Origin of the sequence: Micromonospora echinofusca (genome assembly GCF_900091445.1) — a bacterium.
Taxonomy (GTDB): Bacteria; Actinomycetota; Actinomycetes; order Mycobacteriales; family Micromonosporaceae; genus Micromonospora; species Micromonospora echinofusca.
The window spans coordinates 2,535,515-2,557,126 of sequence record NZ_LT607733.1 but is presented as its reverse complement, the minus strand read 5'-3'; the positions used below and the strand labels follow the sequence as shown (position 1 = coordinate 2,557,126).

Annotated in this window: 19 protein-coding genes; 5 read left to right on the top strand and 14 right to left on the bottom strand. The window is 73.3% G+C overall.

The window, feature by feature from the left end:
- Positions 1-2 precede the first annotated feature (2 nt).
- From GA0070610_RS11320 to GA0070610_RS11305, 4 genes are all read right to left on the bottom strand, one after another.
- Complete coding sequence (locus GA0070610_RS11320; protein WP_088999992.1) at positions 3-1,127, bottom strand: alpha-hydroxy acid oxidase; 1,125 nt, start codon at positions 1,125-1,127, stop codon at positions 3-5.
- A complete protein-coding gene (locus GA0070610_RS11315) occupies positions 1,127-2,086 on the bottom strand; it encodes an alpha/beta hydrolase (protein ID WP_088999991.1) in 960 nt (319 codons plus the stop codon). The genes GA0070610_RS11320 and GA0070610_RS11315 overlap by 1 nt, the downstream gene beginning before the upstream one ends.
- On the bottom strand, positions 2,083-3,303 hold the full coding sequence (locus GA0070610_RS11310) for a cytochrome P450 (protein ID WP_088999990.1): 1,221 nt from the start codon (positions 3,301-3,303) through the stop codon (positions 2,083-2,085). Before GA0070610_RS11310 ends, GA0070610_RS11315 begins: the two co-directional genes overlap by 4 nt.
- 68 nt (positions 3,304-3,371) lie before the next feature.
- Positions 3,372-4,646: an SGNH/GDSL hydrolase family protein gene (locus GA0070610_RS11305; RefSeq protein ID WP_172896665.1), complete on the bottom strand. Its 1,275-nt coding sequence runs from the start codon at positions 4,644-4,646 to the stop codon at positions 3,372-3,374.
- Between the two features lie 297 nt (positions 4,647-4,943).
- On the opposite strand from GA0070610_RS11305, the gene GA0070610_RS11300 reads away from it, so the two are divergent.
- Genes GA0070610_RS11300 through GA0070610_RS11290 form a run of 3 tightly spaced genes read left to right on the top strand, consistent with a single transcriptional unit; the run spans position 4,944 to position 8,176 of the window.
- Positions 4,944-6,539 (top strand): class I adenylate-forming enzyme family protein, encoded by a 1,596-nt coding sequence (locus tag GA0070610_RS11300; protein WP_088999988.1) that lies wholly within the window; start codon positions 4,944-4,946, stop codon positions 6,537-6,539.
- Positions 6,536-7,771 carry an MFS transporter gene (locus GA0070610_RS11295; RefSeq protein ID WP_088999987.1) on the top strand — a complete coding sequence of 412 codons (1,236 nt, stop codon included), beginning with the start codon at positions 6,536-6,538 and terminating at the stop codon, positions 7,769-7,771. Before GA0070610_RS11300 ends, GA0070610_RS11295 begins: the two co-directional genes overlap by 4 nt.
- A 9-nt stretch (positions 7,772-7,780) precedes the next feature.
- Positions 7,781-8,176: an MmcQ/YjbR family DNA-binding protein gene (locus GA0070610_RS11290; protein WP_088999986.1), complete on the top strand. Its 396-nt coding sequence runs from the start codon at positions 7,781-7,783 to the stop codon at positions 8,174-8,176.
- Positions 8,177-8,422: 246 nt separating this feature from the next.
- Here the strand turns inward: GA0070610_RS11290 and GA0070610_RS11285 are convergent, their stop codons facing one another.
- A complete protein-coding gene (locus GA0070610_RS11285; protein ID WP_089003423.1) occupies positions 8,423-11,338 on the bottom strand; it encodes a hypothetical protein in 2,916 nt (971 codons plus the stop codon).
- Positions 11,339-11,463: 125 nt separating this feature from the next.
- Complete coding sequence (locus tag GA0070610_RS11280) at positions 11,464-11,943, bottom strand: hypothetical protein (protein ID WP_157747121.1); 480 nt, start codon at positions 11,941-11,943, stop codon at positions 11,464-11,466.
- Positions 11,944-12,174: 231 nt separating this feature from the next.
- On the opposite strand from GA0070610_RS11280, the gene GA0070610_RS11275 reads away from it, so the two are divergent.
- On the top strand, positions 12,175-12,813 hold the full coding sequence (locus GA0070610_RS11275; protein ID WP_157747120.1) for a hypothetical protein: 639 nt from the start codon (positions 12,175-12,177) through the stop codon (positions 12,811-12,813).
- A 159-nt stretch (positions 12,814-12,972) separates the two neighbouring features.
- Positions 12,973-13,662 carry an SGNH/GDSL hydrolase family protein gene (locus GA0070610_RS11270; protein ID WP_088999983.1) on the top strand — a complete coding sequence of 230 codons (690 nt, stop codon included), beginning with the start codon at positions 12,973-12,975 and terminating at the stop codon, positions 13,660-13,662.
- Positions 13,663-13,686: 24 nt separating this feature from the next.
- Here the strand turns inward: GA0070610_RS11270 and GA0070610_RS11265 are convergent, their stop codons facing one another.
- The 8 genes from GA0070610_RS11265 to hppD form a co-directional block, all read right to left on the bottom strand.
- Complete coding sequence (locus GA0070610_RS11265) at positions 13,687-14,376, bottom strand: NAD(P)/FAD-dependent oxidoreductase (RefSeq protein WP_088999982.1); 690 nt, start codon at positions 14,374-14,376, stop codon at positions 13,687-13,689.
- Positions 14,377-14,422: 46 nt separating this feature from the next.
- Positions 14,423-15,400: a phosphotransferase family protein gene (locus GA0070610_RS11260; protein ID WP_231926064.1), complete on the bottom strand. Its 978-nt coding sequence runs from the start codon at positions 15,398-15,400 to the stop codon at positions 14,423-14,425.
- Between the two features lie 85 nt (positions 15,401-15,485).
- The gene (locus GA0070610_RS11255) at positions 15,486-16,844 is read right to left on the bottom strand and encodes an ATP-grasp domain-containing protein (protein ID WP_088999980.1); all 1,359 of its coding nucleotides are present in this window, start codon (positions 16,842-16,844) and stop codon (positions 15,486-15,488) included.
- Positions 16,845-17,816 carry an alpha-ketoacid dehydrogenase subunit beta gene (locus GA0070610_RS11250; protein ID WP_088999979.1) on the bottom strand — a complete coding sequence of 324 codons (972 nt, stop codon included), beginning with the start codon at positions 17,814-17,816 and terminating at the stop codon, positions 16,845-16,847.
- Positions 17,817-18,788 (bottom strand): thiamine pyrophosphate-dependent dehydrogenase E1 component subunit alpha, encoded by a 972-nt coding sequence (locus GA0070610_RS11245; RefSeq protein ID WP_088999978.1) that lies wholly within the window; start codon positions 18,786-18,788, stop codon positions 17,817-17,819.
- Positions 18,785-19,582, bottom strand: a complete 798-nt coding sequence (locus GA0070610_RS11240) for a DUF3050 domain-containing protein (protein WP_088999977.1) — start codon at positions 19,580-19,582, stop codon at positions 18,785-18,787. The genes GA0070610_RS11245 and GA0070610_RS11240 overlap by 4 nt, the downstream gene beginning before the upstream one ends.
- 1 nt (position 19,583) lies before the next feature.
- Entirely contained in the window at positions 19,584-20,513 is a 930-nt protein-coding gene (locus GA0070610_RS11235) for a phytanoyl-CoA dioxygenase family protein (RefSeq protein ID WP_088999976.1), read from the bottom strand.
- A complete protein-coding gene (gene hppD / locus GA0070610_RS11230; RefSeq protein WP_088999975.1) occupies positions 20,510-21,610 on the bottom strand; it encodes a 4-hydroxyphenylpyruvate dioxygenase in 1,101 nt (366 codons plus the stop codon). Before hppD ends, GA0070610_RS11235 begins: the two co-directional genes overlap by 4 nt.
- Positions 21,611-21,612 lie beyond the last annotated feature (2 nt).

Genomic DNA, 21,612 nt, shown 5'->3' with positions numbered 1-21,612 from the left:
GGTCAGCCCTCCCTGATCACGCGCAGCTCGCGGGCCGCCTCGGGGTCGGCGCAGCCGGCCAGCGCCAGGGCGTCGCGGAACTCGCCGGCCAGCAGCTCAAGCGCCGTGCGCGCCCCGGCCTCGCCGCCGGCGGCGAGCGCCCACAGCATGGGCCGGCCGACCAGCACCCCCCGCGCGCCGAGGGCCAGCGCGCGCAGCACGTCGAAGCCGTCGCGTACGCCGCTGTCCAGCAGCACCTCGCACCGGTCGGCCACCGCCGCCACCACCTCCGGCAGCACGGTCGCGGTGGCCGGTGCGCCGTCGAGCTGGCGGCCACCGTGGTTGGAGACCACCACGGCGTCCGCGCCGGCGGCCACCGCCAGCTCCGCGTCGCGCGGGTCCAGCACGCCCTTGACGACCAGTGGCAGGGCGGTACGGCCGCGCAGCCAGTCCAGGTCGGCCCACGTCAGCGCGGGTGCGAAGACCTCGCCGGTGTGCGCGGCGATGGCGGAGACGCCCGGGGCGGCGGTGTGCGCGAGGTCGTCGCGGCCGGCGGGCAGGTTGGCCGCCACGACGTGCGGCGGGATGGCGAACGCGTTGCGCACGTCGCGCCGCCGTGGGCCGAGGATCGGCACGTCCACGGTGACCGTCAGCGCCGTGCAGCCCGCCGCGTGCGCCCGGTCCAGCAGGTCGGCGACCAGAGCCCGGTCGCGCAGCCAGTACAGCTGGAACCAGACGCTCGCGCCAGTCCCGGCGATCTGCTCGATCGGCACGCTGCTCAGGGTGCTGGCCACGTACGGCACGCCGGCCGCGCCCGCGGCCGCGGCCAGCCCCAGCTCCCCGTCTGGGTGCACCAGGCGCTGGTACGCCATCGGCGCCACCGCCACCGGCAGGGCGTACGACGTGCCGAGCAGCCGCGCCTCGGTGCGGGGTGTGTGCACGCCGCGCAGCACCCGGGGCAGCACGGCCACCCGGTCCAGCGCGCGGCGGTTGGCGGCGAGCGTGGTCTCGGCACCACTGCCGCCGTCGACGTAGTCCCACACGTCGGGCGGCAGCACCGCCCGGGCCGCTCCCGCGAAGTCGGCCAGGCTGGCCGGCGACGGCTCCGCCGCCGGCAGGTCCGACCCCGACGACACGCCCTCGACCATCACCGGTCTCCCTCCCCACCGGCACCGCCCGCCGCGGCGAACCGGTCGCGCAGGAACGCCGCGGCCTGGTCCTGGGCGTGCCGGCCGTCGTCGAACGCCCCCGGCATGGCGAAGAAGCCGTGGATCATGCCGGCGTACCGGGTGAGGGTGGTCGGCACGCCGGCCCCGCGCAGCCGGTGCGCGTACCGCTCCCCCTCGTCGCGCAGCGGGTCGTGCTCGGCGGTGATCACCAGCGCCGGCGGCAGGCCGGCCAGGTCGGCGGCGAGCAGCGGTGACGCCAGCGGGTGCCGCGCGTCGGCGGGGTCGGCGAGGTAGTGACCCCGGTACCAGGCCACCGAGCGGCGGTTGAACAGCAGCGGGTCCTCGGCGTCGCCCCTGGGGTCGGCGCTCTGGTCGGTGTTCGGGTACACCAGCAGCTGGGCGGCGAACCGTGGCCCGCCGCGCTCGCGGGCCAGCAGGGTGACGGCGGCGGCGAGGTTGCCGCCGGCGCTGTCCCCGCCGACCGCCACGCGCAGCGGGTCGACGCCGAACTCCGCAGGGTTGTCGGCGATCCACCGGGTGGCCGCGTGGCAGTCGTGCACGGCGGAGGGAAAGGGATGCTCCGGGGCCAGTCGGTAGCCGACGGTGACCACCTGGCAGGGCACGGCGTTGGCCAGCCGTCGGCAGATGCCGTCGGCGGTGTCCACGCTACCGAGGGTCCACCCGCCGCCGAAGAAGTAGACCAGGGTGGGCAGCGGCCCCTCCCCCGCCGGCCGGTGGACGCGCACCGGCAGGTCGCCGGCCGGGCCGGGCACGTGCGTGTCGCGTACCTCGTGCACCGGCTCGACCGCGCCGCCGCTGGCGCGGATCGCGGCGAGGTCGGCGGCGCGGGCCTCGGCCAGGCTCTGGGAGTACAGCGGCGGGGTGCCGGCCGCCTCGCGGGCGGCCCGGTACGCCGCCACCTGCGGATGGATGCTCACGCGGGTCCTCCTCGGGTGTGTACGGCCAGCCTGTCGACGCCGCGCAGGAAGAGGCTGCCGCTGTACGTCGGCGCCTCGGCGACGGTGAGCCCGGGGAAGCGGGCCAGCAGCCTGGGCAGCGCGAGGCGACCCTCCAGCCGGGACACCGCCGCGCCGAGGCAGAAGTGCGGGCCGGCGCCGAAGGCCAGCGACGGCGGTCCGCTCCGGCGCGGGTCGAAACGGTCCGGGTCGGGAAAGCGGGCCGGGTCGCGGTTGGCGGCGGCGAGGATCAGCAGGACGTTGCGGTCCCGCCCGACCGGCACCCCGCCGACCTCGCTGTCGCGGGGCGCGGCCCGGGCCAGGAAGTGCACGGGCGCCTCCAGCCGCAGGATCTCCTCGACCGCACCCCGGGTCAACGCGTCGTCGCCGGGCAGCGCGGCGGCCACGTCGGGGTGGGCCAGCAGCAGCGGCAGCCCGTTGGAGAACATGTAGACGGTGGTGACGAAGGCGGCGTTGAACAGCACGATCAGGTTGCTCACCAGCTCGTCGACGGTCAGCTCCACGTCGCCTGCGTCGACCGCCTCGACCAGGGCGCTGATCAGGTCGTCGCCGGGCCGGTGGCGCCGGTGGGCGATCAGCTCGGCGTAGAAGTCGCGCAGCTCGGCGGCGGCGGTGTTGGCGGCGGTGAGCCGCTGCGGGGTCGCGCCGGCCACGTCCAGGAACTCGTCGATCCGTTCCACCCGCTGCCGGTAGAAGTCCAGCTCCCCGGCGGGGATGCCGATGAACTCCGCCATCACCAGGGCCGGCAGCGGGTACGCGAACTCCGCCACGAAGTCGAGGTCGGCGTCGCCGGCGTCGGCCATCCGGTCGAGCAGCCCGTCGACGACCCGGTGCACGACCGGCTCCAGCGCGGCGAGCCGGCGCGGGGTGAAGCTCCTCGCGAAGGCCGCCCGCATCCGCGTGTGCTGCGGCGGGTTGACGAACATCATCGAGGTCTGGAGGGTGCGCAGCACCTCCTGCTCCTGCCAGTCCGGCGGGGCCTGCTTGTACCACCGCGGGTCGCGCAGCACCTGGCTGACCAGGTCGTAGCCGACGGCGACGGCGGCGACCGTGCGGTGCTCCGCGCGCGCCGGCACCGGGTTCACCGGCCCCAGCGCGTGCAGGGCGGCGTAGCAGGGGTACGGGTCCTGCCGGCCCTCGTCGCTGTAGAGGCGGGTCAACAGCTGGGTGACGTCCACGGTCCTCCGGTCTCCCCCCAGGGAACGGTGGCGCGGGCGGCGGGGTGGCCCCGCCGCCCGCGCCGGTGTCACAGGCCGAGCAGTCGCAGCGGTACGGCGTCCGCCAGCGCCTGGTTGCCGGCGTCGTTCGGGTGGATGTGGTCCCCCGAGTCGTACGCGGGCAGCAGCCGGCTCGGCTGCGCCGGATCGCGCAGCACCCGGTCGAAGTCGAGCAGCCCGTCGAACTCGCCGCTGCCGCGCAGGTACGCGTTCACCGCCTGCCGGGTGGCCTCCTTCTCGGGCGTCCACACCCCCGGGTTGCCGTGCCCCTCGTACGGGGTCAGCGTCGACACGAGGCTGCGCAGGCCGCGCGCCTTCACCTGCTGGTTGACCTGCCGCAGCGAGGCGATGATCTGCTCGGCGGAGTCGCCCGACATCCAGACGTCGTTGATGCCTAGGTGGGTGATCACGGTCCGCGCGTCGGTCTGCGCGAAGACGTCCTCGTCGAGCCGGGCCAGGGCGTTCGGTCCGAGCTCGTGGTAGCCGGGGAAGCCGCCCGCCCCGGGCTCGGTGCCCTCGTGGTTGAGCCGGTTGCCGGCGAGGCTGAGGTTGAGCACGCCCGGGGTACGGACGTCCGGGCGGGCGTCGATGAGCCGGTCGGCGAGCAGGTCGGGCCAGCGCTTGTTGGCGTTGACTGTGCTGCCGTTGCCGTCGGCGATGGAGTCGCCGAAGACCACCACCGAGCCGGGGCTGTGCCGCCGCTGCACGTCGATGCCGGACAGGAAGAACCAGCAGCAGTTCGGTCGGATCGTGAACCCGGCCCCGCCAGCGGCGGAGGTCAGGTCGGTGGCACCGATGAAGTTGGTCTGCCGGGACTGGCCGTGGAAGGTCACCGGGCCGGTGGGGGTCGGGAAGTGCACCGTCAGGACCAGGTCCTGCTGGTCGCCGACGGGCAGCGCGACGGGGTCGCTGACCAGTTCGGCGCCCCGGTTCATGGTGGCCGAGGTGGCGCCGCCGAAGGTCAGCGTCCGCAGGGTCGAGGGGTCGATGTCGGACAGGTCGTCGGGGGTCGCGGTGTTCGGCTTCGCGACGGTGGCGCGGCCGACCCGGACGGCCTGCTCGCCGTAGGAGTTGCTCAGCCGGACCCGGAACCGCTCTCCGCCGACGGTGGTGTGCACGACCATCCGTACGCTCTGGTCGTTGAGGCCGTTGTTGGTCAGGCCGGTCGCGTTTCCCCTGGTGACCGCGGCGGCCCAACTGCCCGCCCAGACCGTGCGCTGGCGGGACGCCTCGGTGTCGGCCGGGCCGGCGCTGGCCACCATCGCCGGGGTGCCGGCGACGAGCAGGGTGGCGGCGGACGCGATGACATGCCATCTCTTCGGGGTCGACATTGAACCTCCATCGTTGGCAGCCCAGGGCCGTCCGCTGACGGCACCGCCTGGACGATGGTCCAGAAACCTAGCCGCCCCGTTTCACGACCGTCAATCAACCTGATCGACGCGATCAAATGTCCTCCGGTCCGGCCGGAGCGCCGTTCAGGCCCTGTCCGGTGACAGCCGGTGGTACCTACGCTCACGGACGGCGGCGGTGCGGTCGCCCGGCCGCCGCGCCGTCCCGGGCTGCCCGGCACGGCCACACTTCTGCGGCGAGGGGGCTGTCGGATGACCGACCGACCGGAGCGACGGGCCGGCTACGTGCACCGGGCGCTGGAGCTGTTCGCGGGCTTCGGCGACCGGGAGGCGCTGGTCGGAAACGGACACCGGCTCAGCTACGCCGAGGTCGCCGCGCAGGTGCGCGGGCTGGCCGCGGCGTTGCTCGGGCACGGCGTACGGCCGGGGCAGGCGGTGCTGCTCGCGCTCGGCAACCCCGTGGAGGGGCCGCTGGTGCAGCTCGCCCTGCACCTGCTGGGCTGCCGGACGATGTGGATCGCCCCGGTCACGTCCCGCCGGGAGGTCGACGAGTTCGTCCGGCTGGCCCGTCCCGACGCGTTCGTCTACGACGCCCGGGACGCCGCCGGCCTCGGGCCGGAGCTGGCGGCCGGGCTGCCCGGCGTACCCGTGCTCTGTCTCGGGCCGGGCGGCGCGGGTCCGGACCTCGTCGCCGCGGCCGCCGGCGCCCCGGCGGTCGACCTGCCGGCCGAGGCGCCGGCGCCGGAGTCCTTCCTCCAGACCAGCGGCACCACCGGCACCCCGAAGCTGGTGCACCACCGGGAGAGCTTCTACACCCAGATCCTCGCCCTGGCCGTCGACTTCCGCGCCGCCGGCCATCCGCCGCTGCGGCACCTGTCGCACTCGCCGATGTGGCTGGCCAGCGGCCAGATCACCACGCTGTTCAACCTCTTCACCGGCGGGGTGCTGTTCCCGCGCGACGGCTGGGACGCGGCGGGGTTCATCGCGACCGTCGACCGGGAGCGGATCAACTCCACCTTCGTCACCCCGCCGATGCTCTACGAGGTGCTCGACCACCCGGCCCTGGACGGCGCGGACTTCTCCGCCATGTTCATGTTCAACGTGGGCGCCGGGCCCGCCGCGCCCGCCCGGCTGCGTCAGGCGATCGCCCGCTTCGGGCCGGTGCTGCGCATCGTGTACGGCCTCAGCGAGGCCGTCGTGGTCACCGCCCTGCCGGGGCTGACCGACGACCCGGCGCACCCGCAGCGGCTGCGCTCCTGCGGGCGGCCCTACGGTGACGTACGCGTCGAGATCCGCGCCGACGACGGCACGGTGCTGCCGCCCGGCGCCGACGGCGAGGTGTGGGTGCACACCGACCTGCGCTTCGCCGGCTACCACGGCCAGCCCGAGCTGACCGCCGAGACGCTGGTCGACGGCTGGGTCCGCACCCGCGACGTCGGGCACCTCGACGCCGACGGCTACCTCTACCTGGTCGACCGGTTGCAGGACCGGATCCTCACCCGGCGGCGCAGCTGGCCGATCCACTCCCGCCCGATCGAGGACGTCCTGGCCGGGCACCCGCAGGTGCGGGCGGCGGCGGTGATCGGCGTGCCGGACGAGGCGGCCGGCGAGCTGCCGTACGCCTTCGTGGTGCCGGCGCCCGGCGCGACGGTGACCGCCCGGGAGCTGATCGACCTGGTGACCGCCGAGCTCAGCGACACCTGGGCGCCGGGCGGGGTCCAGTTCGTCGACCGGCTGCCGCTCAACCGCTCCGCGAAGGTGGACAAGCGCGCGCTGCGGGCCCGCCACGCCGAGGAGCACCCGTCCTCGATCGAGCACCCTGAGGCGTCGATCGGCAGCCTGGCGTGACCCCCCGGCGGGAACTGACCGTCCTGGTCGCCGCCGACCTGATCTCCAACCTGGGCAGCCGGATCTCGGTGGTGGCCATCCCCTGGCTGGTGCTGGAGACCACCGGCAGCCCCGCGAAGATGGGCGCGGTGGCCGCCGCCGAGACGCTGCCCTACCTGCTCTCCAGCGCGCTGGGCACGCCGTGGGCGGACCGGGTCGGGCTGCGCCGCACGTCCATCCTGGCCGACGCCGGCAGCGCCGCTCTGATGGTGGCGGTGGCCCTCACCCCGTGGCTCGGCTTCGACGCGCTGCTCGTCCTGGTCGCGGTGGTGGGTGCCCTGCGGGGTGTCGGCGACCGGGTCAAGCACGTGATGTTCCGCCCGGCCGCCGAGGCCGCCGGCGTACGACTGCTCCGGCTGACCTCCGTCTACGACGGGCTGGGCCGGCTGGTCACCCTGCTCGGCGCGGGGCTGGGCGGGCTGCTCGTCTGGTGGTTCGGGGTGACGGGGGCACTCCTCATCGACGCCGCCAGCTTCGCCGTGTGCGCCCTGCTCGTCGGGCTGCTGGTCCGGCCGCCGGCCGCACCGGCGGGACCGGCCGCACCGGAGGGCTACCTGCGCGCTCTCGCGGGCGGGTTCCGCCACCTGGGCCGCGACCGGACGCTGCTGACCATGCTGCTGGTGATCGCGGCGCTGAACATGGTGGTCAACGCGAGCGTCGCGGTCTACATCCCGCTCTGGGTGGCCGACGTGCTGCGCGGCCCCGCCGGGCTGGGCCTGGTGCTCGCCGCGTTCTCGGCGGGCGCGTTGCTGGGCAACCTGCTGTTCACGGCGTACGGTCCCCGGCTGCCTGCGTACCTGACCTTCGCGGTCGGCGCGGCGCTGGGCGGCGCCCCGCGGCTGCTGGTCCTGGCGCTGAGCGAGGAACTGGCCGTCGTGCTGGCGGTGACGTTCGCCTCCGGCATCGGCATCGCGGCGGTGAACCCGCTGCTGGGCGTGGCGATCTACGAGCGGGTGCCGGCCGCGTTGCAGACGCGGGTGATCGGGTTGGCCGGGTCGCTGGCGTTCGCCGGCCTACCGCTGGGCGCGCTGCTGGGCGGCTGGTCGGTCACCGCGTTCGGCCTCGTCCCCGCCCTGCTGGTGATGGCGGCGTTCTGCCTCGTCGTCACAGTGCTGCCGATGCTGCCCGGCCTACGTCCACGGGCCGCTCCCGCGCCGGCCGCGCGGGCACCGGATGTCGTAGGGCGGGCGTAGGGTCGGGCCATGGCCACCTGGGAGGACGTCCGCCGCATCGCGTCAGGGCTGCCGGAGACGAGCGAGCACCCGTCCTACCAGGGGGCGCCGGCGTGGAAGGTCCGCGACCGGTCGTTCGTCTGGGAGCGACCGCTGCGCCGCGCCGACCTCGACGCCCTCGGCGACGCCGCGCCGGATGGCCCCGTCCTCGGGGCCCGGGTGCCGGAACTGGGCGCGAAGGAGGCGCTGCTCGCCGACGGCCCCGCCGTCTACTTCACCGTCCCGCACCTGGACGGCTACCCGGCGGTCCTCGTCCGGCTCGACCGCATCGACCTCGACGATCTGACCGAGCTGGTCGTCGAGGCGTGGCAGGACCGGGCGCCGAAGCGGCTCGCGGAGGCCTACCGGGCGGGCCGGCAGGCGTAGCCCGGCGGACAGGCGACGGGCCGGGCCCGGGGCACAGCCGACGCCAGGCCACTCAAGGCCCTACCAGCCCCACCCCACCGCTGAGAAGCGACTGTCCGCCACGTCCAACCATGCACGAGGTTGTAGGTGGCCACGAGGTCTCCGGTCGGGTCCCTTCCAATCTTGGACCGCCTACCGGAGACCTCGCCGCCTATCCGTCACCGACCCGCCGACGTCGGGGTCAGACGACATCCACTTCTGAACGGCCTAGTAGTCGTCACCGCACGAGTGGCCCGGGTTGCTGCCGATCGGGACGAACGCCACGGCGTCGAACGCGACCGCGTCGAAGCCGCTCGTGGTCGCGGTCCCGACGTTGTTCAGCTGCACCTGGGCGCCTCGGCCCAGCTCGTACGAGCCCAGGTAGACCCACTTGTCATCGCCGAGGTCATAGGGGTTCGGGTTGGGGATTGGGAAGCCGTCTCCGCCAATCGCCCAGCCCGCCTCCAGGGCGAGGTTGATCGCACACGTCGCCTGCGGGAGGACCGCACCCCTGGTGATCAGGTACTCGGCACCGTCAAAGTCCGCGCCGTGGCTGGGCACGTGGGCGACGATGTCGTACCGGGCCCGCTCACCCGGGGCCAGGTCGAGATTCGGAGTCCACGACCCCACGACACGGCGTTTCGGGTTGCTCGCGTTCACGTACGTGTACCAGATGTGGCCCTTGTAGCCGGCGCCGATCTGGTGCGTGTCGACAGCGGCGTACGGAGCCGTGCCGCCACCGGCGGGCGACCCCCACCGCATCGTGAACTTGCCGTCCGAGGGACCAACGTCGGCACATCCGAGGTTGTACTGCGCGGTGTCGTTCAACGAGTAGACGACGGAGACCCGCTTGTTCGGATTGCGATTGCCGTTCTTGTCGCCGGTGAAAGTCCCGCAGCTGCGCTCGTAGATACGCTTGACCCCGGGCTCCGCCGTACCGGAACCGAAGGTCAGCTTCTCCTTCGCGCACTCCTCCAACAGGCAGTTGCCCGAGTTCGCCGCCCCGTGCCACCAGCACAGCTCCGAGTCGGCCGGGCAGCCGTTGGTGGCTTCCGAGCAGTTGTTGACCGCCGAGCAGAACTCGTACCGGTCGGGGATGGAGAGCACCTGCCTGATTCCCTGCGGGCCGGTGCGCGGCGAGTTCGCCCCGTACTCCGGCTCCGCGTACGCGCCGGACATGACCGGGAAACCCTTGAGCTGGGGCGTCTCCACCCAACCCATGATGCGCTCCGCGTACGCCCACTCGTTGGGCCGCTCCGCGTCGGCCATCGTCAGCCGCAGGAACGGTGCCCGGTTGGCGGGGTACCGCGGGTTGGCCGGGTTGTTGAACCAGCCGACGCCCCACCGTCCGTTGTTTCTGTCGCGGTTCGCGTACGGATAGTAGCCGCTGTTGTAGGCCCAGGCCGCGAGGAACCAGTTCTCCACCCAGGTCGGGTCGTTGTTGTTCATGTAGCTCTGGTACTGCGAGAGCTCGCCGGCCATCTGGTTCCACTTTTCGATCAGGATGTTCAGGCCGGCGGCAATGTTGGCCGCGTAGTCCACGGCGATCGCCCGGCGCTGCGTCTCGGTGAACACCGTGCTGCCCACCCGCATGCCGTCGGTGACCTGACCAATCCCGTACCCGCAGTCGGTCTTGCTGTAGTCGATGACGTCGAGGTTGCCCTCGTTGCCGTAGTAGCTGGCGATCAGCGGGTTGCCCGTGTCACCGGGTACGACGTGCCAGGACGCCTGGGACAGGTTCGTCTCCTGAGCCAGGATGGCGAGCATGACCTGGGCCGGGACCTTTCCGCCGCCGATCATCTGGCGGCGCGGGAAGAGCACCTGCGGTTGGTAGGCCGGCAGGCCGGCCTTCAGGTAGTTCGCCGGACGGCTGACGTTGAGCCTGCCGTGCACCGCCTGGTCGACCGCCCACTCCACCATGTCCGGGCTGACCTGGAGTGGCTGCACCCTGGGGTCGTTGCGCGGTACGGCGCAGGTGGGGGTCAGCGAGTTGGGGGCGAAGCCTCCGGTGGTCCCGTTCGCCGCCCGCGCGCCGGCCGGCGTGGACGGACGGGAGCCCAGCGCGACGTCCAGCTTGGGCGCGGTGGTCGTGTCGAGCGTACGAGTGGACTCCGTGCCGGTGGCCATTGCCCTGACGACGACGCGCACCTCACCCGCGTCGGCCGGGTCGGCCGGTCGCAGCGGCTGGCCGACCGACCTCATGCTCTGCTGGTTGACGACCTCCTCGGCGACGAGGTGTCCCGCCTCCGAGACGGCCCGCACCTGCCGGCCAGCTGGCAGGACGCTCAGTTCCGGCACGGAGCCGCGCATCTGCGCCTGCCCGACCAGCACGTTGCGTCCACCGCGCTGGCCGAACAACTGGAGCTTGTCCCACGGACCGGTCGCGACGGTGGTCAGCTTGCCCGCACGGAAACGCTGGGCGAGCGCCTGCTTGCCGTGCACGGAGACCATGTCGATGCCGTTGCGCGCGGTGGCCTGGAGACCGAAGGGCTGCCCCGTAGGCTGGGCCAGTCGGGTCGCCCGGCCACGGTCGTCGATACGGACGAGGTGACCACCGAGGATCCCGTAGTCGCCGTCCGGTGCGGGCGCAGGCGTGGTCAGTTGACCCTTGACCTGGCGGGTCGCGGTCACCCTGCCCTGGGCGGCATCGATCGTGAGCAGTTCCGTCGACTGGGTGAAGTCGTCACCCAGAGACCGGGTCAGCAGCGCTCGGTCTCCCGGGCCGCAGGCGGGATTGAAGTAGGCGAGTTCGACCCCGGTCGCCACGTGGGTGGCCTTGCCGGTGGCGATCTCCACCACCGCTGCCAACGCTCCCGCGCGGGCGAGCGCCGGCTTGTTGGCGGCCTTCTTCGGTGCGAAGACGGCGACCGCGTAGCGGCCGGAGCCGGTCACGCAGACCGCACCCGTCCACGGCCCGACGGCGACAGAACTGGACGTCAGGGTGGCGAGGGTGGACCAACCGAAGGCGTTGGACTCCTTGGCCAGGTAGAGGTGGTAGCCGTCGGTGTCACCGGCCCCGGTCACCAGGACGTCGGTGGACGTCCGCCAACCCTTGCCCAACGCCTTGTCCGGCGTGGTGAAGCCGGCCTGGGTGCCCGGCCGGGCCGGTACTGCCGGCTCCGCTCTGGCAGCCGGCACCGACATCTGTGCGCCGACGGCCGACAGGACGGCGACGCTCGCGATCCAGCTTCGCCACTTCTTCTTGCTCGGACTCACACTTCCCCCGTTGATCTCGGTCTGCAACTTGATCGGCGACGGCGACCGCTGGGTCAGCGCCATGCGGTGCACGCGTTGTAGCCTCCGGAAGGCAGATCCATGTCGGGATCGGTTCCCTTGTGGCTGCCGCAGAACTTGACTGACTGCTGCCAGTCGACCATCGAGCTGGTCCAGTTCCCCTCAGACAGATTGGAACTGGCGGCCAACTGGTTCATTCCGCCGTACTCCGGCTGCGTCCAGAGCTGAGCGGAGATCAGCGTGGACGCCTCAGGGACGTTGAAATCTGCCCACATCGCCCGGCAGGTCGGGCTGTACCAGAGGTCGCCGTGCGGCTGCGCGGACACATCGGGATCGTTGAGGGTGAACCCCACGATGACGAAGGCGTCGGCTGTGCAACCCTGCGCGGCGGCCATCTTGCCGTTGCAACCTGCGCCGGCACAGCTGGCGGCGGCTGCGGGTGCGGCCGGGACGACGATTGACAGTCCGATGAGAATAGAAGACAAAATGGACAGGACGGCACGGCTGGCCCTCACGTTTCCCCCGTATGATGATCAGTGATAAGGCATCGGTATGTTTACATGTCCGTATTGATGACGCAACGTTGATTCTGCGACTGCGCACTGTTAGCCTCGCCCCGCCGCGGCGTCGTGCGCCGTGGCGTACGACGACGGGGGACACATATGAAGGGCCAGGTCGGCGTTGAGGCCGAACCACGCCCGCCGCGTTCGCGGTGGGCCGGACGCGGACGGCTCGCCGTGCGGATCGTGGCGGCGGTCGCTGTGCTCGCCCTCGGCGGCGCCTGGTGGTTCAGCGCCGTGGGAGAGGAGCCGACCGTGCGCGGACCGGAGGCCGGCACCGTGCGGACTGCGGACACGCCGAACGTGGAGCGTCCGAGCACGCCCCAGGAAGCCACGCAACAGTCCGGCACGCCGCTGCCGCCCATCCCCGGCACGACTGTCGACGCCGTCGCCGCCGACTGGGCGAAGCTGTGGAAGACACCGCCGCAACCCTCCACCAGGGGGTACGACACGACGGCGGCACTGCCGGGGACCGGCTACCGCACCCGGTTCGTGGCCCTGAGGAGTCCGGCCGGCGACGGCACCGAACTCGCCACGCTCTTCTGCCTCACCCGAGACCAGCGCCTCGTCCGGGACCAGCGGCTTGTCCGCGCGGTGGTGGACTCCTGCCTCGCGCCCGCCCTTCGTGACGGGGAGAAGTCGACGTTGTCGACCTGGCTGACGGAGCAGGACTACTCCCGCGACGTCTACGCGACCCGGGAGCTTCCCCGGTTCGTCGTCGAGCTGGTGTCCAGGGATGACGCCTTCCAGGTAAAGCTCGCGTCCAAAGGGCGAACTGCCGGTCCGGGTGCCGTTCCCGCAGCCGGCACGAGCGCTACCGGATGATCCCTCCGCCACTACCGAGCAGTGGGGCGGTCTGGTCGGAGACGCATTCCTCCGCCGGGCCGGCCTCGTTCCGATCGCGGTCGTCATCGGGGACGCCGCCGCGAGGAGCCCGGACGGCAGGCCCTTTTGCGGTTCCCTGACGTCGGCTAGCGTGCCGGCATGCCATCGACGTTGACCGAAGCGACGGATCCGTGGTGCCTACGCGACGGGGAGAGCGCGGCGCTGCTGCGCGGCCACCCGTGGCGACGTTTCGCGGTGCTGGGCGACAGCGTGGCCGAAGGGCTCTGCGAGCCCGTCGACGGCTATCCCGACGTGCAGTGGGCCGACCGGATCGCCGCCGAACTGCGGGCCGGCCGGCCGGAGCTGGCGTACCTCAACCTGGGCCTGCGGGGGCTGCGGGCGCACGAGGTGCGCGCCATCCAGCTCGCCCCGGCGCTGGCGTTCCGCCCCGACCTGGCGCTGGTGGTCTGCGGCGGCAACGACGCCTTCAGCCGCGCCTACGACGCCGACGCCGTCGACGCGGAACTGGCCGCGATGGTCGAGGCGCTGCGGGCCGCCGGCGCGGACGTGATCACCGTCGGCCTGTTCGACGTCTCGCACAGCCCGGCCGTGCCGCAGCGGCACCGGGCCGGCCTCGGCGAGCGGATGCGGCGGCTCTCCGCGCACACCGGGGACCTCGCGGAGCGGCTCGGCACCCTACACGTGCGACTCACCGACCACCCGCTCGTCGCCGAGGCGTCGATGTACAGCGGCGACGGCCGACACGGCAGCGCCCGCAGCGACGCGGTCGCCGCCGCCGAGACGGTCCGCCGCCTCGGCGCCCACCTGGCGAGCCTCCGCCCGAGCTGACCCCGCCCACCACAGCCCGGCGTGTCAGACGGGCTCGCTGGCTGACTCCCTGACCGCCGTCGCAGCGGTGCGCCGGATCATGCGGGGGGTGACCCTGCGGTAGGCGCGCGGGTCGACGGGCAGCAGCCACTGGCGAGCGCGGGCCAACGGGCCGAGGTTGAGCCCGAGATCGTCGAGCACGTCGTCGATGTTGTGCATCGAGAACGGGATGATGCTCGTACCACGGGCATGCTGCCCGTTGGTCCGCGCCGCCATCCAGGCCAGTCGCGTCCGCAGTTGCTCCCGCATCCGCTCCCTGGACGGCAGCGGGATCCCTCCACGCAGGTACGCAGCCGTCCAGACCGCTGCCATCTCGGCACCGAGCGGGCTGAAGAACGAGGAGTTGTAGCCGGAGAAGGTCAGGCGCGGGACGTCGACCGGCAGGATCTGGCGGTGGAGCATGAAGTTGCCGGCGGCGTCCTCGAGCCGGGCGTGCAGGGCGGCGTCGAAGAAGGGCACGTGCTGCCGGAAGCCGGTACCGCAGATGACCAGGTCGACGGGGAGCACCGTACCGTCGTCGAGCCGGGCGACCGGCCGCCCCTCATCGACCAGGAGTTCGCTGATCTGACGATCGCGGTGGACGCTGATCCGACCGCTGGCGACCCGCTCGAAGAAGCCGTCCGTCGCGAGGCTGACCGTGCTCCGCGCAATGTCCTCGAAGGTCCCGTCCGGCACGAGACCCAGCTCGCGCAGCTTGAGCTGCCGGGTCGCTACCGACGGCTCAGGCGAGCTGGTCCAACGTCCGGGTGATGTTGTGCTCGACGATGGCGAGCATGCCGGCCCGGTCCGGGAAGTCACCGTCGAGCAGGCGCAGCGGACCCGCCACCAGGGACAGGTACGTCGCGAGCCGGTAGAGGCGCAACCGGTTCCCGTCGAGACCGTCCACGGCCAGCGCCGGATAGGCGTCGCCGAAGCGCAGTTCGAGGAAGGCGTGCTCCCACTCCACGTCGAGGAACACCGCGCCCTCGATGTCCACGAGCACCGGGCGGTCCCGCTCGTCGACGAGCACGTGGTCCGGGCCGAGTTCGCCATGGATCAGGCCGTACCGGGAGCGGGGCGCCACGGCGGCGCACCGCTCGGCCAGGGCGTCGGCGAGCCGGTCCCGCACGGCGGCGATCCGCTCCACCCGGGCGGCGGCCTCGGTCAGGTCCCGCAGCGCCCGGTCGAGGATGATCCGCTCCACCGGCCGCCCGGGCGTCGGCCCGTCGAGGCCCGGGCGGCCGTACCGGTCGCGACGGCGGGCGTGCATGCTCCGGACGGCGTCGCCGAGCCGGGCCAGCACCACCTCGGCCCGTCGCGGGTCGCGCCGGCGCAGGTCTTGCAGAGTGCCGCCCCGGACGTCCTGCACCACCGCCACCTCGCCGGGCAGCAGGCCCGCGGTGGGGGTGAGCAGCAGCCGGGGCATCCGCACCCCGGCGGCGGTGAACTCGCGGTGCGCCGCCTCGAACAGCCCCTCCCCGGTGGCATGCCCGAACGGGTCGTCGGGTTCCAGGGCCGCCTGCGCCGGCCAGTAGTCCTCCGTGGGATGCCACACGTAGGCGATGCCGGTGGACCCGTCGTCGAGCGTCAGCCGGTAGACGCCCTTCTTCGTGCCGCCGGTCAGCCGCTCGACCGAGAGCAGCGTCCGCCCGCGCCCGAACGCCGCCCACGCCACCGGCCGCAACTCGTCGACCGTCAGCCCCGCCCGCGCTCCGTCCACCCGGCGATCCTGCCCCGGCCGTGCCTTGCGGGGAAACGCTTTTCCGGCGGGACGGCTGGCGCCGGCCGTCCCGCCACCCATCAGCTCAGTCGACCACCAGGAGGCCGGAGAGGAGGACGCCGCGGGCCAGGTTGAGCACCCCGTCGCAGCCAGGGAAGCCCGTACGGATGCAGGCGCCCGCCGCCCGGCGGCCGAACAGGTACGGGGCGATGCTGTACGGCACCTCCGCGGCCACCGTCTCGCCGGTGCCGATGTGCACGAAGTCCAGCGGGACGTCGTCGGCCTTCACGTACTCCTGGAGGATGAAGCCGCCCCGCCCGACGGCGCGGGTGAGGCCGTCGCGCCACGCGTCGGCGTCGGTCTCCCGGCCGATCAGCACGTCCACCCCGGCGGAGCCGTCGGCGGGCTTCGCCACCAGGTCGGCCTGGCCGGCCACCGCCCGGTCGAGCAGTTGCGCCGTCAGCGACCAGGTACGCGGCACGTACCGCCGCACCAGGTCGCGGTCCGCCGCCGGCAGAGTGTCGGCGTCCTCCCACAGCCAGGCGAAGGCGCGCTTGTTGGCGACCAGCCAGGCCGCCGCCGACACCCACATCGGCACCGTGCCCGCCGCCAGCGCCGCCGCCAGGGCGTCCATTCCGGCGCTCGGGGTGACCCGGTTGGGCACGAACAGCCGGAACACCCCGTCGACCGGGGCGCCGCCGGCGATCAGCCGCTTCCGGTCGTCGAGGCTCACCTGGGAGACCGGCGCGACGACCAGGTCCATGCCGCACCCGGCGGCCCGCTCGACCACCGGCGACAGCAGCCGGATGAAGCGCTGCGGGTCGTCGAGCCCCGGGTACTCGGCGTCGAAGTCGATCAGCATGGCGACCCGGGCGCCCTCGGGCAGGCCGAGGCCGGCGCGGATCGCGGCGAACCGCCGGTCCACCGCCGAGGGCGCCGCCGACAACCGGACCCGGTCGGTGAGGCCGCGCCGCCGGTAGACGTCGACGAAGCGGCGCACCGTGGTGTCCGCGTCGAACGCCCCGCCGAGGCTGCTGTCGATGTTGTACTCGACGAAGCGCGGCACCCCGTCGCAGAGCAGCACGTCGGGGCGGAACGCGGCCAGCAGCGCCTCGGTCAGCGGCTCGTCGTCGTCGAGCAGCCGGGTCTCGCCGTCGGGCACGCTCAGCAGCCGGCGCAGCTCCCCCGCCGTGGCGGCCCGCCGCCGGCACGCCTCGAAGATGAGCTGGGCGAGCCGGTCGGAGACGGCGTTGAGCACCCCCAGCGACGTCTCGTCCATCACCGGCGGCCGGGCCAGGCGCCACTGCTCGTTGTACGTGGCCCGGCCGTCGAAGACCTCGCGCCACGCCCCCGCCCCGGCGGCCACCATGTCGGCGCGCACCGGCGCGGGCAGGTCGAGCCACGCGCGCGCGGCGGAGGGCCAGCGGTAGTCGGCGTGCTCCATTCATCCCTCCTTCATGACGTGCCCGATGGCGGCCCGCAGCTGCTCGCGGCCGGGCTGCACGGCCCGGTCCAGCGCCGGGGCGAACGGCAGCACCGCGCCGTCGGGGCGGGTGACGCGGCGCGGCGGGGCGACCAGCCGCACCCGTTCGACCACGGTCGCGATGATCTCGGCGGCCATGCCGCAGGAGCGGTTGGCGTCGTCCACCACCACCAGCCGCCCGGTGCGCGCCACCGAATCGGCGAGCGCGTCCCAGTCGAACGGGTACAGCGTGCGCGGGTCGAACACCTCCACCGACACCTGGTCGGCCAACTCCTCGGCGACGGCGAGGGCGTCGTGCACCAGGTGCCCGACCGCGACCACGGTCACGTCGTCGCCGCGCCGGTGCACCCGGGCCCGGCCCAGCGGCACCGGGGCCAGCGCGGCGAGGTCCACGTCGGCGCGCACGTCCATCGCCCCGGCGGGGGCGAAGACCACCACCGGGTCGTCGCACCGCACCGCCGACACCAGCAGGCCGTACGCGTCGGCCGGCGTGGCCGGCACGACCGTGGTCACCCCGACGTGGGCGAAGAGGCTGTACGGGTGGTCGGAGTGCTGCCCCGCCCAGCCCGTACGGGAGCCGGAGCCGGGCACCAGGTAGGTGACGGGAACCGCGCACTGGCCCCCGCTCATCAGCGGGAACTTGTGCGCGTGGTTGACGATCTGCTCGAACACCAGGAACAGCAGCGACGGGATCTGGAACTCGACCACGGGCCGCATCCCGGCCAGGGCCGCGCCCGTGGCGAAACTCGTGAACGCCTGCTCCGACAGCGGGGTGTCGCGTACCCGCTGCGGACCGAACCGGGAGAACAGCCCGGCCGTGACGGCCGAGGCGGCCACCCGGATGTCCTCGCCGAGCAGAAACACCGACTCGTCGCGGGCCAGCTCGTCGGCCAGGGCCCGGGTGAGCGCCCTGCGGTAGGACAGTCGGGGCATCTACCCACCTCCGGTGCGCGCGGTCAGGCCGCTGGCGTACAGGTACGCGAGGGCGTCGGCCGGGTCCGGCTCGGCGCCGGCGAGCGCGAACTCCACGGCCCGCGCCAACACCGCCTCCACGTCGGCGTCGACGTCGGCGCGTACGGCGGCGGGCAGCCGGGCGCCCTGGATGTCCACCGGGTCGCGGGAGCGGCCCCGGGCCACCTCGTCGGGCGGGCGGTAGTCGAGGCGTACCGCGTGCTCGAAGGTGTGGTGGGCGTCGAAGCGGTAGGTCAGCGCCTCGATCAGCTCGGGGCCACCGCCGGCGCGCATCCGGTCGACGGCGGCGGTGGCGGCGGCGCGTACCGCCTCGGGGTCCTGGCCGTCGACGACGGCGGCCGGGATGCCGAAGGCGGCGGCGCGGCCGGGGATGCTGCCGGCGACCGCGCCCGCGACGGGCATGGTGGTGGCGTAGCCGTTGTTCTCGCAGACGAACAGCACCGGCACCCGCCACAGCGACGCCAGGTTGAACGCCTCCAGCAGCATCCCCTCGTTGACCGCGCCGTCGCCGAAGAAGCTCACCCCGACGGTGTCGTCGCCGCGCCGGCGCCGCGCCCACACCGCGCCCGTGACGATCGCCCCGGACGCGCCGACGATGGCGTTCGCGCCGAGCACGCCGACGCCGAAGTCGGCGGCGTGCATGGAGCCGCCCCGGCCGGCGTTGAGGCCGGTGACCCGGCCGCACAGCTCGGCGAGCATCCGGGCCGGGTCGGCGCCCTTGGCGAGCACGTGCCCGTGCCCGCGGTGGGTGCCGGCGACCACGTCCTCGACGCCCAGGGCGGCGCACACCCCGGCGGCGATCCCCTCCTGCCCGAGGTACGGGTGGATGCCGCCGACGACGTGCCCGGAGCGGACCAGCTCGATGGCCCGCTCCTCGAACCGGCGGATCAGGCGGACCGTCCGGTAGAGCCGGACCGGGTCGGCGCCCGTCACCGGTCGCGCCCCTCCTTGACGGCGGCGAGGATGTCGTCCCAGAGCCGGGCGCGGGCGGCGAGCGCGGTGTTGACGGTGTCCGCGCACTCCTGCCACCTGGCGTCGTCGTCGCCGCACAGGTCGGCGAGCATCTGCATCGCCATCGGGGTGTGCTGCTCGCCGTCGACCTCGATGTGCCGCTCCAGGTAGTCGACGAACGTGTGCAGCCGCCGGCTGCGCTCGTTGACGGCCACGACCTGGGTGAACATGTCGGGGATCAGGTCCTCGCGGCCGAAGGCGAACGCGGCGGCCTGGCAGTGCACCGGGGTGGTCTCGATGATCCGCCAGGTGGTGCCGGCGAAAGCCGCCGACGGCGCGGGTACGCCCGCCGCGACCAGCGACCCGGCCACCGGCCCGCCCGATCGCAGCAGCTCGACCAGCCGGTCGACGGCGGTGGTGTCGGCGCCGGCCTCCCGCATGCCCCGCACGTACAGCTCGAAGTGGCTGATGTACCCGTCGCCCAGCTCGTCGCTCTCCTCCACCATCACGATGTCGTTGATCAGCCGGCGGCTGCCCGTCGGGCCGGTCGGGATCCACGGCACCGTGACGCAGGTGAGCTGCCGCTGCAACGACTTCAGCAGGGACATGAAGTCCCAGACGGCGAAGACGTGGTGCTCCATGAAGGTGACCAGCGCCTCGTGGGTGTCGAGGGCGGCGTAGAGGGGGTGCCGCACGACCGCCTCGCGGCGTTCACCCACCGCCTTCTCCAGCCGCTCGATCCCCGGGTGGGTCCTTCCCCAGTCGTACCGTGACATGTCAGCCTCCCTGCGGGGCGCGGTGGCGCCAGATGACCGGGCAGTACTCGGGGTCCGCGTAGTCCGGCCGCCCGTCGTGGGTGCGGCGGACCAGCACGTCGTGGTTGTACGCGGCGAGGGTGCCGTCGGAGAGGGAGTACTCCCGCCAGGCGTTGTCGCCGTCCTGAAGGTGCAGCGAGATCGCCCGGCGCGGGCGACCGCTGACGTTGGCGCCGCTGCCGTGGTAGGTGCGGCAGTGGTGGAAGCTCATGTGCCCCTTGGGGATCACCATCGGCACCTTGCGGATGGCCGCGCCGTTGTGGGCCGCGTTCTCGGCGAGCATCTCCTCCAGCTGGTCACGGTCGCGGTCGGCGAAGTGGCGCACCACCGTGTCGTCGGCGCCGGTCTCCTCCCAGCGGTGCGAGCCGTCGACCATCGTGATGGTGCCCATCTCCTCGCCGCAGTCGTGCAACGGGATGAACGCGGTGAGCATGTCCTCCGACGACGAGGACGCCCAGTAGTGCTTGTCGAAGTGCCAGGGCACGATGTTGGACGGCTCACCCGAGACCGGCGGCTTGTAGATCAGCGTGGACTGGAAGACGCGGATCTCGGTGGCCCGGGCGAGCCGGGCGGCGACCGCCCCGATCAGCGGCTTGCGCAGGATCGCCCCGAGCCCGTCGTGCTCGTGGTGGACGTAGTCGTTGTGCCGCTGCACCGGGCCCTTCGACGGGTCCCAGTAGGCGAGCTTCGGTGGGCGTACCGGCAGGCGCCGGTGCCGCTCGCCGGCGTAGTAGCGGTCGGCGGCCGCGGCGAGGGCGTCCACCTCGTCGTCGGTGAGCAGCTTCTTCGACAGGTACCAGCCGTGCGCGGCGTAGAACGCCACGTCCTCGTCGGAGGGCAGCAGCGCCTCCTCCTCGGCGGTCAGTACCGGCTCGAACTCGGTCGCGGTCACGCCCGCACCTCCTGCGGTGTCGGGGCCGCGACGGTGGTTCCCGCCGCGGCCAGTTCCCGTTCCTTGGCCTCGTAGAGCGCCTTGATGTTGCCGCTGCCGAAGGTCCGCGCCCCGCGCCGTTCGATCAGCTCCAGGAAGAGCGTGCGGCGCACGTGCAGGGACTCGGTGAAGATCTGCAGCAGCTGCCCGCCGTGGTCGCGGTCGACGAGGACGCCGAGGTCACGCAGCCGGTCCAGCGGCGCGTCCACCGGGCCGACGCGCGCCTCCAAGGCGTCGTAGTAGCTGGCCGGGGTGCCGGCGAAGCGCACGCCCCGCTCGGCGAGGGCGGCGACGGCGGTGACGATGTCGTCGGTGCGCAGCCCCAGGTGCTGCACCCCGGCGCCGACGTGCTGGTCGAGGAAGGCGTCGAGCTGCCCGGGCCCGCGGCTGCGGTCGGGCTCCAGCAGCACCAGGGTCACCCGACCCGACGGGCTCTGCACCACCGTGGAGTTCATCGCCTGCCCGGCGACCTCCACGTGCTCGACGAAGATCTCCGCGAACCCGAAGACGTCCCGGTAGTACCCGACGGTCTCGTCGAGCTGGCCGGGCGGCACGCAGACCGCCAGGTGGTCGACCTCGGCGAGCAGCTTTCCGCCGCCGTCGACGGGCGTCATCTCGATCGCCCCGGGCAGGAACTCGCCCGGGTCGCCGCGCCGGGACACGAGGCGGTGCAGCACGTCGCCGAAGCCGCCCACCTCGGCGGTCACCACCTCGGCGTCCGCGCCGGTGCGGGTGGTCGGCGCCGTCACCCCCGCCGCGCCCCGGCGCACCAGCTCGGCGTACGCGCCGGCGGCGTCGTCGACCTCCAGCGCGACGACGGCCACGCCGTCGCCGTGGCGCCGCACGTAGCGCGACGCCGGATGCTCGGCGGTGAGCCCGGTGGTGAGCAGCATCCGGACGTCGCCCTGGCGCAGCAGCAGCGAGCGCTGCTCGGCCAGCCCGGTCTCGGGGCCGCCCTGGCCGCACAGCTGGAAGCCGACCGCCCGGTCGAAGTAGAAGGCCGCCTGGCGGGCGTCGCCCACGAAGAGTTCGATGTGGTCTATCCCACGGATGTCCATGT